12 protein-coding genes are annotated in these 12,645 nt (G+C 70.5%); 5 read left to right on the forward strand and 7 right to left on the reverse strand.

Features of this window, described 5'->3' with window-relative positions; all coding sequences use genetic code 11:
* Positions 1-67 precede the first annotated feature (67 nt).
* Together ACIA3K_RS07045 and ACIA3K_RS07050 are read left to right on the forward strand one after the other, a co-directional pair.
* Positions 68-1,066: an ion transporter gene (locus ACIA3K_RS07045; protein ID WP_396799619.1), complete on the forward strand. Its 999-nt coding sequence runs from the start codon at positions 68-70 to the stop codon at positions 1,064-1,066.
* A gap of 37 nt (positions 1,067-1,103) precedes the next feature.
* A complete protein-coding gene (locus tag ACIA3K_RS07050; RefSeq protein ID WP_396799620.1) occupies positions 1,104-1,457 on the forward strand; it encodes a TraR/DksA family transcriptional regulator in 354 nt (117 codons plus the stop codon).
* A gap of 69 nt (positions 1,458-1,526) precedes the next feature.
* Here ACIA3K_RS07050 and ACIA3K_RS07055 read toward each other — a convergent pair whose 3' ends face one another.
* Entirely contained in the window at positions 1,527-2,021 is a 495-nt protein-coding gene (locus ACIA3K_RS07055) for a GNAT family N-acetyltransferase (RefSeq protein ID WP_396799621.1), read from the reverse strand.
* A 407-nt stretch (positions 2,022-2,428) separates the two neighbouring features.
* Here ACIA3K_RS07055 and ACIA3K_RS07060 point away from each other — a divergent pair, with 407 nt between their 5' ends.
* Both ACIA3K_RS07060 and ACIA3K_RS07065 read left to right on the forward strand, forming a co-directional pair.
* Positions 2,429-3,823: an enolase C-terminal domain-like protein gene (locus ACIA3K_RS07060; protein WP_396799622.1), complete on the forward strand. Its 1,395-nt coding sequence runs from the start codon at positions 2,429-2,431 to the stop codon at positions 3,821-3,823.
* A gap of 8 nt (positions 3,824-3,831) precedes the next feature.
* On the forward strand, positions 3,832-4,527 hold the full coding sequence (locus ACIA3K_RS07065) for a FadR/GntR family transcriptional regulator (protein WP_355050045.1): 696 nt from the start codon (positions 3,832-3,834) through the stop codon (positions 4,525-4,527).
* Positions 4,528-4,620: 93 nt separating this feature from the next.
* On the opposite strand, the gene ACIA3K_RS07070 is transcribed toward ACIA3K_RS07065, so the two are convergent.
* The 3 genes from ACIA3K_RS07070 to ACIA3K_RS07080 are packed head-to-tail and all read right to left on the reverse strand — an operon-like array spanning position 4,621 to position 7,533.
* A complete protein-coding gene (locus ACIA3K_RS07070; protein WP_396799623.1) occupies positions 4,621-5,433 on the reverse strand; it encodes an ATP-binding cassette domain-containing protein in 813 nt (270 codons plus the stop codon).
* Positions 5,433-6,485 (reverse strand): ABC transporter substrate-binding protein, encoded by a 1,053-nt coding sequence (locus tag ACIA3K_RS07075; protein ID WP_357121335.1) that lies wholly within the window; start codon positions 6,483-6,485, stop codon positions 5,433-5,435. The genes ACIA3K_RS07070 and ACIA3K_RS07075 overlap by 1 nt, the downstream gene beginning before the upstream one ends.
* Positions 6,486-6,525: 40 nt before the next feature.
* Complete coding sequence (locus ACIA3K_RS07080; RefSeq protein ID WP_396799624.1) at positions 6,526-7,533, reverse strand: ABC transporter permease; 1,008 nt, start codon at positions 7,531-7,533, stop codon at positions 6,526-6,528.
* 671 nt (positions 7,534-8,204) lie between these two features.
* Here ACIA3K_RS07080 and ACIA3K_RS07085 point away from each other — a divergent pair.
* Positions 8,205-9,632, forward strand: coding sequence for an endo-1,4-beta-xylanase (locus ACIA3K_RS07085; protein WP_396799625.1), 1,428 nt, complete (start codon positions 8,205-8,207; stop codon positions 9,630-9,632).
* 86 nt (positions 9,633-9,718) lie between these two features.
* Here ACIA3K_RS07085 and ACIA3K_RS07090 read toward each other — a convergent pair whose 3' ends face one another.
* The 3 genes from ACIA3K_RS07090 to ACIA3K_RS07100 are packed head-to-tail and all read right to left on the reverse strand — an operon-like array spanning position 9,719 to position 12,540.
* A complete protein-coding gene (locus ACIA3K_RS07090; RefSeq protein WP_396799626.1) occupies positions 9,719-10,873 on the reverse strand; it encodes a serine hydrolase domain-containing protein in 1,155 nt (384 codons plus the stop codon).
* Positions 10,874-10,876: 3 nt separating this feature from the next.
* On the reverse strand, positions 10,877-11,701 hold the full coding sequence (locus ACIA3K_RS07095; protein WP_355050051.1) for a carbohydrate ABC transporter permease: 825 nt from the start codon (positions 11,699-11,701) through the stop codon (positions 10,877-10,879).
* Entirely contained in the window at positions 11,698-12,540 is an 843-nt protein-coding gene (locus ACIA3K_RS07100; RefSeq protein ID WP_396799627.1) for a carbohydrate ABC transporter permease, read from the reverse strand. The genes ACIA3K_RS07095 and ACIA3K_RS07100 overlap by 4 nt, the downstream gene beginning before the upstream one ends.
* Between the last annotated feature and the right edge of the window lie 105 nt (positions 12,541-12,645).

Below are 12,645 nucleotides of genomic sequence, written 5' to 3' on the forward strand. Positions count from 1 at the left end.
GCCGGCCACTCCTTACGCGAGGCACTAGGGTGGTCGCCATGGTTCCGCGCCGCCACGACGACCGGAGGTGGGCCCGCGCGGCGACCTCGGCACCCATCGGCGGATCGGCCGGCCGGTGGTGAGCGGACCGTCAGCTCCCACGCAGCGAGGTGACCGCGCACGTCCCGACGGTCGTCGACAGCCGCTGGCCGACGCCTGCGCGCGGCTCGCCCGCTCGCGGCCCTTCGAGATCGGCATCGTCGTCGTCATCCTCGCCAACGGGATCGTCCTCGGGCTGGAGACGTACGAGGGGCTGTTCCCCGCGACCGGCGCGCTGCACGGGCTGGAGCTGTTCTTCCGCGCCGTCTTCACCATCGAGATCGGCGTCCGGTTGGCCGCGTACGGCCGGCGTCCACAGGACTTCTTCCGGCACGGTTGGAACGTCTTCGACTTCCTCGTGATCGCCGCCATCTTCGTTCCGGGCCTGCACGGCGACGCGGCGCTGTTGCGCGTGGTGCGGGTCGCCCGGATGGTCCGGCTGGTGCGGTTCTCGCCGGGCCTGCGGACCATCGTCTCCGCGTTGTGGCGCAGTCTGCCCGGCGTCACCGGATTCCTCGCGCTGGCCGTGGTGACGCTCTACGTGTACGGGATGGCCGGCTGGCTGATCTTCGGCGACCGGTATCCCGACGAGTACGGGGACATCGGCAGGTCGTTGCTGACGCTGTTCGTGCTGCTGTCGCTGGAGACGCTGCCGGACCTCATCGAGCAGGGGCTGGCCATCTCGCCGTGGACGCTGCTCTACTACGTCAGCTACGTGGTGATCACCGTCAACCTGCTGCTCAACATCCTCATCGCGGTCATCGTGAACTCCATGGAGGAGGCCCGTCGGCTGGAGATGACCGAGCGGTTGGCCCCCGGCTACGACGAGGACGGTGACGGCATCCCCGACGAGGTGGACCGCATCGCGCTCACCCAGCGGCTGGACGACCTGCGCGCGGTCATCGGCGAGTTGGAGCGGGAGTTGCGGATCGACCGGGAGGACGCGCACGGCCGGCCGCATCGCGTCCAGGTGCGCTCCGAACGCTGACCCCGCGATCGTTCTCCGCGCGTAGCGTGGAACCGTCATGGACACCGAGCCCAGCGCGATTCGTGCGGATCTGCACCGCCGACGCGACGAGACCACCACCGAGATCGCCGCGCTCGAGGGCGACCTGCGGAGCCTGTTCGAGGCGTCCCGGTCCTCGAACGCCGACGACGAACACGACCCCGAGGGCAGCACGATCGCGTTCGAACGGGCACAACTGAGCGCCGTGCTGGCCGCGGCCCGTCGACGCGTCGCCGAACTGGACGAGGCGCTGAGCCGCGTCACGGCGGGCACCTACGGCGTCTGCGAACGGTGCTCCCGCCCGATCCCCGCCGAACGGCTCGCGGCCCGCCCGTCGGCGCGTACCTGCGTCGCCTGCGCCAGCCGACGGTGACGGTGGCGGCGCCCGCGGACCCGGCGCCCGGCGGACGCCGCGGGGTGTCCGCGCGCGGACGGGCTCCGGTCAGACGACGGTGGAACTGCGGCGTTCCAGCAGGACGACGTCACGCCAGCGGTCGTGGTGGCGGCCGATCCGCTCGCGTACGCCGATGACACGGAAGCCGGCCCGGCGGTGCAGGGCCAGGCTGGCGGTGTTCTCGGGGAAGATGCCGGACTGGATCGTCCAGATGCCGGCGCCCTCGGTCGAGGTGATCAGCGCGTCGAGCAACAGTCGGCCGACTCCGCGTCCCTGAGCCGCCGGGTCGACGTAGACGGAGTGCTCGACGACGCCGGCGTAGACCGGGCGGCTCGACGTCGGCGAGACGGCGACCCAGCCGAGGACGAGGCCGTCGACGACCGCCACGAACCGGTGCGCGGCGATCCGGCTGGCGTCGAAGGCCGCCCAGGTCGGTGCGGTGACCTCGAAGCTGGCGTCCCCACCGTCGAGGCCGAGTTGGTAGATCGCCAGGACGCGGTCCGCGTCGCCGGGGCTCATCGGTCGCAGGGTCGTCTCGGCCACGGTCGGGCTCCGATCTTCTCTCCATGATGTTGCGGGTCTGCTGTGTCAGACAGTTGTACCGTGCGGGGACACCGGCTTTCCGCCGCGCTCACCGGCATCCCGCACGTCCGGCGTCCGCTGGTCGAAAGATTTGATGTATCGATTCGACCGTGGCAGCTCGCCGCGTCGGTTCGACCGGCCGCGAATGTGAACGTCCAATCTTCCCCGCAACTCGCAGGTTCCCTTACCGCAACCGGACCGCAACGGCGTGAGCCGCCGCGAGCGACCGGCGAGGTCCATCGCGAAGACCGCGAGGAAACGTTGGATGTCTATGCGTATGGGCCCGACGGCGTCGTTGACGCATCCAAACCGCCCTCCGTATACTCCGAATGATCATCTGATCTTTAGCCGAGCCGGGCGAGGAGCGCATGCCGCAGATCACTGGCGTCACCGTCGAGGACGTCCGCTTTCCCACCTCGCTGACCGCTGACGGGTCCGACGCCATGAACAAGGACGGCGACTACTCGGCGGCCTACGTCATCCTGCACACCGACGGCGTCGACAGCGCCGGCGTACCGCTGGCGGGCCACGGCCTCACCTTCACCATCGGTCGGGGCAACGACATCGTCGCGGCGGCGGCGGCCCACCAGGCCCACCGCCTGGTCGGCCTGGACGTCGCCACGATGGCCGCCGACATGGGCGCGGTCTACCGCCTGCTCACCTCCGACACCCAGCTGCGCTGGCTCGGTCCGGAGAAGGGCGTCGTCCACCTGTCCCTGGCGGCCGTGCTGAACGCGGCCTGGGATCTGGTCGCGCGACTGGCCGACAAGCCGCTGTGGCGGCTGCTCACCGACATGTCCCCCGAACAACTCGTCGACATCGCGGACCTGCGCTACCTGTCCGACGCGCTGACCCGGGACGAGGCGCTGGACATCCTGCGGGCACAGCAGAGCACGAAGGCCGACCGCCTCGCCGAGCTGGCACGCACCGGTTACCCGGCCTACACCACCTCGGCGGGCTGGCTCGGGTACGGCGACGACAAGCTGCGCCGACTGTGCCAGGAGGCCGTCGACTCCGGCTACGGTTACGTCAAGCTCAAGGTGGGCGCCGACCTCGACGACGACATCCGTCGCTGCACCATCGCCCGGGAGATCCTCGGCCCGGACCGCAACCTGATGCTCGACGCCAACCAGGTGTGGGACGTCGACCAGGCCATCGAGTGGGTCAAGGCACTGGCCCGTTTCACACCACTGTGGATCGAGGAGCCGACCAGCCCGGACGACATCCTGGGCCACGCGGCCGTGCGCCGCGCCGTCGCTCCCGTCGGCGTCGCCACCGGCGAGCACTGCCACAACCGGGTGATGTTCAAGCAGTTGTTCCAGGCCGAGGCCATCGACTTCTGCCAGTTGGACACCGGCCGGCTGGCCAGCGTCAACGAGATCGTCGCGGTGCTGCTGCTCGCCGCGAAGTTCGGCGTCCCGGTGTGCCCGCACGCCGGCGGCGTCGGGCTCTGCGAGATGGTCCAACACGTGTCGGTGCTCGACTACGTCGCGGTGTCGGGGGATCTCACCGGCCGCGTCACCGAGTTCGTCGACCACCTGCACGAGCACTTCACCGATCCGTGCGTCATCCGCAACACCGGTTGGGGCAGCGGATACGTCCTGCCCGACACGCCCGGCTACTCCACGCGTATGCACCCCGAGTCGATCGAACGGTACCGGTTCCCGGACGGCCGCTACTGGGCTTCGACCGAGGCGGCTACCGTGTCATCTCCGGAGCCGTACGTCATCGCGGGTGGAGCCGCCACCCCCGCCGGCCGCTAGGAGGTGTCATGTCCCGCACCGACGAGGTCGTGAACGGCATCAAGCGGATGATCCTGGAAGGGACGTTCAAGCCCGGGGACCGGCTGCCCATCGAGAAGGACCTCGCCGAATCCCTCGGCGTCTCGCGGGGCTCGCTGCGCGAGGGGATGTCCGCGCTGTCGATCCTCGGCATCGTCAACATCCGCCAGGGTGACGGCACCTACGTCACCAACCTCGACGCGCCGCAGCTGCTGGCCCCGATGGGCTTCGTGGTCGACTTCCAGGGGCAGGGCGACGGACGGCACATCCACACCGTCCGCCGCCTGCTCGAGTGCGAGGCCGCCCGGTTGGCCGCGACCAGGATCACCGACGAGGCCCTGGCGCAGGCCGCCGAACTTCTCGACGAGGCGGCCCGGATCGCCGGCCGGTCGCCGCAGGACCACGAGCGCATCATGGAGATCGACATCGCGTTCCACCGGATCATCGCCGCACACGCCGACAACCCGGTGCTCATCGGCTTGATCGAGGCGTTCGCCGGGCGCACGCTGCGCGGACGGCTCTGGCGGAGCCTGCACGAGGAGGGCGCGGACCGGCGCACCCACGACGAGCACGTGGCGATCCTCAAGGCCCTCCGGGCACGCGACCCGGAGCGGGCCCGCACCCGGATGGCCAACCACCTGATCGGTGTGGAGGAGTCGCTCCAGGGGTTGCCCGACGAGGGCTGACCGCCGCCGTCGACTGATCGCCCGCCCGTGCCGCTCGTCGCTGGCACCGTTCCCGGTGCACCGCGCGCGCTCACGGGCGGGCGACCCCCGGCCCTAGTCCCGCTCCGAGCCCTTGCTTCCGGTCATCGCCGCGACCAGATCGTCGGTGCTGACCTCGTCGGCGCGCAGCCGAGCCGCCCGCCGGCCGAGACGCAGCACCTCCACCCGGTCGGCGATCTCCAGAACCTGCGGCATGTTGTGACTCACCAGCACCACCGACATGCCCGCCTCACGAGCCCGCCGCACGACGTCGAGCACCCGCTCGGTCTGCACGACGCCCAGCGCCGCGGTGGGCTCGTCGAGGATGACCACGTTCGTCGCCCAGATGATCGCCCGCGCCACCGCGACGCACTGCCGCTGCCCGCCGGACAGCATCGCGATCGGCGTGGTGACCCGTGGGATCCGTACGCCCAACTCGTCGAGGGCCGCGGCGGCGCCGTGACGCATGGCGCGCTTGTCGAGCAGCCCCAGCCGACCGAGCGGCCCGGACCGCAGGATCTCCCGCCCGAGGTAGAGGTTGGCGGCGACGCTGAGGTCGTCGGCGACCGCGAGATCCTGGTAGACGGTCTCCACCCCCGCGCGCCGGGCGTCCACCGGAGTCCCGAAGTGAACGGGACGACCACCTATCCGGATCTCGCCCTCGTCCGGCGCGTGCACGCCGGAGAGCGTCTTGACCAGCGTGCTCTTGCCGGCGCCGTTGTCACCGATGAGGGCGACGACCTCGCCCCGGTGGACCGTGAAGTCGGCGCCACGCAGCGCCTCGACGTGGCCGAACCGCTTGACGATCCCCCGGGCTTCGAGCACCGGCGGCTCCTCGGGAGACCGCCGCTGGTCGTTGTCGGTCGTCGGCGCGGAGGTCGTCGCCATCACTGCACCGGGGGGTTGGCGCAGCTGGGCTCGAGCACCGCCTTGATCTCCGGCGAGTCGATGTTCTTCTTGGTGACGAAGGTGACGCCGGTGTCCGCGGACGCCAGCGGCGCCTTGTCCCGGAGGTGCTTGACCATCTTGTCGACGCCGAAGTAGCCCATCTTGAAGGGGTTCTGCACGACCAGCGCCGAGATCTGGCCGTTGCGCAGTCCGGCGATCTCGTCCGGGGCGGCGTCCCAACCGATGATGACCACCTTGCCGGACTTGCCCGCCGCCTGGATGGCCTGCGCGGCGCCGAGCACGCTCGGCTCGTTGGCGGCGAAGATGCCGGCGAGGTTGGGGTTCGCGGTGAGGATGTTCTCGGTGACCCGCCGCGCCTCGTTGACGTCGCTGCGGCTGGGCTGCTGGCCGACCAGCTTGAGGTTGGGGAACTGCTTGAGGCCCTCCTTGAAGCCGTCGACCCGCTCGGTGTTGGTCTGCGAGCCCGGCTGGAACTCCACCAGCGCCACGTCGTGGTTGCCGGGCCCCAGCTCGGTGGCGAGCAGCTTGGCCGCCTCGACGGCCGACGCCTTGTTGTCGGTGGCGAAGAGCGGCACGCTCGACGGCTGCGGGCTGGTGCCCGAGTCGATCATCGCGACCGGGATGTTCGCGCCGATCGCCTGGTCGGTGGCCGGCGCCAACGCGCGGGAGTCGGTGGCCGCGTAGACGATCCCGTCGACCTTCTTGGTGACGAAGTTCTGGATGAGGTTGACCTGACCCTCGACGTCGGTCTCGGTGGTCACCCCGTCCCACTGGACGGTGACGTTGCCGGCGCGCTGCGCGGCGCACTCGGCGCCCGCCTTCACCGTGTTCCAGTAGTCGGCCCCGACGGCCTTGGGCACGACGGCGAGCTTCAGCGGCCCGGAGGCGTCCTTGGTCGCGCCGTCGCCTCCGTCGCGGACCTCGACTCCGCCGCAGGCGCTGAGCAGCGCGGCCGCCGCGGCGGCGGCGAGGACGGCCTGCGCGCGCAGGAGGTGACCCCGTGGACGTCGGCGGATGGTGGTGTGTGCCATGGTGTGCGTCCTTCCTCTGGTGAGCTGCGGGAACGGCAGATCAGCCCCGTGACTCCAGCCGCCGACGGCGGTACTGGTCGAAGTAGACGGCAGCCCAGATGATCAGGCCGACGATCACCTGCTGGTAGTGGATGCTGATGTCGAGCAGGACGGCGCCGTTGCGGACCAGGGCGATGAGGAAGGCGCCGATGATGGTCCCGACGATGCGGCCCTGCCCGCCGAACAGGCTGGCGCCGCCGATGACCGCGGCGGCGATGACGTCGAGTTCCAGCGAGATGCCGTAGTTCGGCTGCCCGGAGTTGACCCGGGAGGCGGCGATCATGCCACCGAGGCCGACCAGGACACCCGCCAGGACGTACACGTAGGTCAGGTAGCGGCCCACCGGGATGCCCGAGCGGCGGGCCGCCTCCAGGTTGGAACCCATCGCGTAGGTGTACTGCCCGAAGCGGGTCTGCGAGAGCAGGAAGGCCACTCCGACGGCGACCAGGGCGGTGATCACGACGGCGAACGGAATGCCGACGATCTCCCCGTTGCCGAGCAACTGGAACGACCGGGGCAGCCCGTAGACGCCGACCGCGCCGGTGATGATGAAGACCAGCCCTCGGCCGACCGACATCGTTCCCAGCGTCGCGATGAACGGGGGGATCCGGGCGACGGTGACCAGCAACCCGTTCAGCAGCCCCGCCAGGGCGCCGACACCGATCGCGACCGCCGTGGCCGCGAGGAGCGGGAAACCCAGGTCCCGTACGACCATCGCGCCCGCCACGCCGGCGAGCGCGGCGACCGAGCCGACCGACAGGTCGATGCCCTTGGTGATGATGACCATCGTCTGCGCGGCGGCGATGATGGCGATCACCGCGGTCTGCGCGCCGATGTTGAACAGGTTGTCCGCCGTCAGGAAGTAGGGACTGGCGAAGCTCAGCGCGACGAACAGGACGACGAGCGCGGTCGCGGCGGTGAACTCGGACAGCGCGTGGGAGATCCGCTCGCGCAACCAGTCGTTGAGCGCGCCGCCGTGGGCCTGATCGGTCGCCTCGACGGTACTCATCGCCGGGCCCGGCCGTCGTCCACTGTGTCTCTCCCGGCTCGGCACGCGCCGCCGCCGCTGATTGACGCTCTCGCTCGCAACCGGACCTCCCCAGGAAGTCACGCACGGGCCACGCCCCGCATTGCCCGCGCGATAGATCAGATGTTTGCAATGATCAGGCGTTACCTTGCCATGGTCACACTCGTGTTGCCAAGGTCTTACCGGCATGTTGTGGCATCGTTATTCGCACCTCGGGCACGATACGTCCGACCAAAAGACCCGCTGACCGGGTCCGGTCCGGGACGGCCACCGACGTCGTCAGCGGAGGGGTCTGCCCCACGGCCCACCGGTCGCCTTGAGCATGTTATCGATAACATGCTATGTTCCGCCAAGGAGTCGAGGGCACGTCCCTCCCGTTCGGAACCACCGGCACCTCGAAGGGCATCGGGTCCCCACGACCCGGTCGACGGCCGGTGAGCTGTCCGAGACACACCTGTCCGGCGTTACGTCATTCCCGCGTCCGCGCACACGGCTGTCCATCGTGACGTCCACCCCGCAGACAGCACCGTCGTCGACCCGTCGAACCGTCCGGGGCACCGCCGAATCCCGCCCCGTATGGCCCCTGGCAGCCCTTTGCCGGTCGGGCACCCCGACCTCGACTCCGCCGCCACCATTTGTCGAAAGGCAGGACCATGGACAAGATCCCCGACGAACGCGCACCGCGACCCCGGTTCCGGGGCCGTCGGGTGCTGGTGCCGCTCGCGGCCACCCTCGCGGCGGTCGCCGCGACGGTGGCGGTGACCTCCACCGCCAACGCCGGCACCACGCTGGGCGCCTCGGCGGCCGAGAAGGGCCGCTACTACGGCGCCGCGGTACCCGCCTTCAAGCTGTCCGACAGCCAGTTCGCTGGCATCGTGAACCGGGAGTTCAACCAGCTCACTCCCGAGAACGAGATGAAGTGGGACGCCACCGAGCCCCAGCAGGGCCGGTTCAACTACAGCGGCGGCGACCAGATCGTCGCGCACGCCCAGTCGCACGGCATGATCGTGCGCGGCCACACCCTGCTCTGGTACCAGCAGCAGCCGGGGTGGGCGCAGAGCATGTCCGGCACCGCGCTGCGTAACGCCGCCATCAACCACGTCACCCAGGTCGCCACCCACTACCGCGGCAAGATCTACGCCTGGGACGTGGTGAACGAGGCGTTCGCCGACGGCGGCTCCGGCGGGCGGCGCGACTCGAACCTGCAGCGTACCGGCAACGACTGGATCGAAGCGGCGTTCCGCGCCGCCCGCGCCGCCGACCCCGGCGCCAAGCTCTGCTACAACGACTACAACACCGACGGCATCAACGCCAAGTCCACCGGCATCTACAACATGGTCCGCGACTTCAAGTCCCGCGGCGTGCCGATCGACTGCGTCGGCTTCCAGTCCCACCTCGGCACCTCGGTGCCGGGTGACTACCAGGCCAACCTGCAGCGCTTCGCCGACCTCGGCGTCGACGTCCAGATCACCGAGCTGGACATCGCCCAGGGCTCCAACCAGGCCAACGCCTACGCCCAGGTGACCCGGGCCTGCATGGCCATCCCCCGCTGCACGGGCATCACGGTGTGGGGGGTCCGGGACAGCGACTCGTGGCGCAGTAACGACAACCCGCTGCTGTTCGACCGGTCGGGCAACAAGAAGGCGGCGTACACCTCCGTCCTCAATGCCCTCAACGCGGGCACCGGCACCCCGACCACGCCGCCGCCCACCACTCCGCCGCCCACCACTCCCCCGCCGACCACTCCCCCGCCCACGACGCCGCCGCCGACCACTCCTCCGCCCACCGGTAGCGGCTGCACCGCCTCGGTGTCGCTGAACTCCTGGAACGGTGGCTTCGTCGCCACGGTCAAGGTCAACGCCGGCTCGACGGCCGTACGGGGCTGGTCGGTCCGGATCACGCTGCCCTCGGGCGCCGCCATCACCAACACCTGGAGCGCGCAGGCCAGCGGCTCGTCGGGTGCGGTGGACTTCCGCAACGTCGACTACAACGGCCAGATCGGCGCGGGCGGCAGCACGGAGTTCGGTTTCCAGGGCACCGGCGCCGGCCCCTCCGCCACTCCGACCTGCACCGCGAGCTGACCCGTCCCCTCTCAGCTCACCCCCTGGGCACCCCCGGGGCGACGCGGACGACCGCGCTGCTCCGGGGGTGCTCGCCTGTGCCGACCTCAGGCGTCGAGGCAGGAGCGGACGGCGGCGGTGAGCCGGTTGGCGCGCTCGTCGCCCGCGCCGTACATCTGGTTGACCACGTAGCCGAAACCCACCTCGTGGTACGCGTCGGCGAAGGCGAGATTGCCGCCGGCCCCGTCGTGGCCGAAGCTGCGCTCCCCCAGCAGCGGCCGGGCCGGCTCGGAGTGCAGCAGGAAACCGGTGCCCCAGAGCTGGCCGGTGTCGGGCGGGCCGTGCCGTTGCTGGCCCCGCGAGCGGACGACGACCGCGTCGTCGACCGACGCCCCGGTAAGCAGGGGCCCGCCGCCCACGTCGGACACGCAGGCCGCGTAGAGGCGCGCGAGGCCGTCCGCGGTGCTCACCGCTCCCGCGCCCGGAATGCCGGCCGCCTGGATGTCCGGGTCGTTGAAGCTGACCAGACCATCGGCGTCGGCGGGGAAGGCGAACGCGCCGCCCATGGTGATCCCTCGCTCGGCGACCGGGTCGACGAAGGGATCGGCGTCCGGTGGTGGGGCCAGATCCCAGGCGACGCCGTCGCGCTCGGCGGCGGGCAGTCCGAGCCAGGTACGCAGTCCCAGCGGGCCGGCGACGGTGTCGCGGAAGTACGCGCCGGGAAGCTGACCGGTGACGCGGTGGATGACCTCGCCGACGAGCCACCCGTAGGTCATCGAGTGGTAGCTGTGCGCCGTACCCGGCTCCCACAGTGGGGTCTGGGCCTCGATCGCCGCGATGACCGGGTCCCACGCGAGCACCTCGTCGAGGGTCAGCGGCCGGTCCAGCGCCGGCAGGCCGGACTGGTGGGTGAGTAGCCACCGCACCGGAATGTCCGCCTTGCCGTGCTGGCCGAACTCCGGCCAGTAACGCGTCACGGGCGCGTCGAGGTCGAGGCGTCCCTGCTGGGCGAGCAGGTACGCGCAGATCGCCAGGATCCCCTTGGTACAGGAGAAGACGACGACCGGCGTGTGCGCCGTCCAGGGCCGGCCCGTGCGGGTGTCGGCCAGCCCGCCGTACAGGTCGACGACCTTGCGGCCGCGCACGTAGAGGGTGACCGCGGCGCCGACCTCACCGCGGAGGGTGAAGTTGTCGCGGAACGCGTCGGCGACGCGCCCGTAGCGCTCGTCGACGTCGCCGTGGATCTGCGGCTGCGTGGCCACTGCCTATCCCTTCAGTGAGCCCTGGATCAGGGCCTTGATGAACTGTCGCTGGAAGATCAGGAACACGATGAGGGTAGGGGTGAGGATCAGCAGCGAGCCGGCGCACAGCAGCACCAGGTCGGTGCCCCACTGGCCCTGGAACGCGCCGAGCGCTCCGGCCATCGTGCGTTTGGTGGCGTCGTCGACCAGCACGATCGCGAGCAGGAACTGGTTCCACGTCCAGAGGAACATCAGGATCGTCAGCGAGGCGATGGCCGGGCGGGCCAGCGGCACCTGGACCCGCCAGAACAGCTGCCAGGTGCTGCTGCCGTCCACCCGGGCGGCCTCGGACAGCTCGACCGGCACGTTGGTGAAGTGGGCGCGCATCCAGAACACCGCGAACGGCATGTAGAGGCCGATCAGCGGCAGGATGATGGCCCACCGAGTGTTGAGCAGGCCGAGGTCCTGCATCTGGTAGTAGAGCGGGGTGACGACGGCCTCGAAGGGCAGCGTGAGGCCGAGCAGCAGCAGACCGAAGACGAGCCGGCCGCCGGGCACCCGCAACTGACCCAGCCCGAAACCGGCCATGGTGGCGATGAGCACGGACACCGGTACGACGCCCGCCACGATGAGCAGGCTGGAGCGCAGCAGTGCGCCCATGTTGGCGGCGGTGAACGCGTCGGCGAAGTTGCCCCACTGCGGGTCCGACGGCCAGGCCAGACCGTCGGGCACGGTCCCGCGCGGTTGCAGGGCGGCCGAGAGCATGCTCACGAACGGCAGCAGGGTCACGAGGATCAGGGCGATCAGGAAGACCCGACCGGTCAGCTGCTCACGTCGGCTCAGGTTCACGGCTTCTCCCCCCGGGTGAGTCGCTGGATCGGCAGCACGAACGCCAGCACCAGGAACATCAGTACGACGGCGAGCGCCGAGGCCAACCCCACCTGACGCTGCGAGAAGGCCAGCCGGTAGATCTCCAGACCGGGCACGGTGGTCTGCAGTCCCGGTCCGCCACTGGTGGAGATGTAGACGATGTCGAAGCTGGCCAACGCGGCGATGATCGTGACGGTGAGGCAGACCCCGATCTCCTGGCGCAGGCTGGGCAGGGTCACCGCGAGGAACTCGCGGACCGGCCCCGCGCCGTCCAGGCGGGCGGCCTCGTAGAGCGCCGGATCGATCTTGCTCATGCCGGTCACCAGCAGGATCGTGCAGAGGCCGAGAAGGACCCACGCCCCGATCACCCCGACGGCGGGCAGCGCCGTGTCGAAGTCGCCCAGCCAGGCGCGGGCCACGCCACCCAGTCCGACGGCGCGCAGCACCTGGTTGACCAGACCGTTGGTCGAGAGCAGCCAACTCCACGCGATGCCGGCCGCCACCAGGGGAATGACCTGGGGCAGGAACAGGATCGTCCGGACCACGGTGCCGAACGCGCCGGTGGTGATCCGGCGGACCACGCTCGCCACCAGCAACCCGAGCGCGACCGGGATGAGGCTGAAGAAGACGATCAGGATGATTGCGTTGGAGATGATCTTCAGGAGGTCGCTGTCGGTGAAGACCGTGACGTAGTTGTCCAGGCCCGCCCAGCGGGCGACCCCGATCCCGTTCCAGTCGTAGAGCGAGTACTGGACGGTCAGGGCGAGGGGCCGCAGGACGAAGACCGCGTACATCACGAAGGCGGGCAGGACGAACAACCAGCCGGTCCCGGCCGCGGGGGGGCCCCCCGGGGGGGGGGGGCCCCGCGCGGGGGGGCGGGGGGGGGGGCCCCCCCCCCCCCCCCCCCCCCCCCCCCCCCCACG

The sequence above is a fragment of the Micromonospora sp. NPDC051543 genome, assembly GCF_044454415.1.
Taxonomy (GTDB): Bacteria; Actinomycetota; Actinomycetes; order Mycobacteriales; family Micromonosporaceae; genus Micromonospora.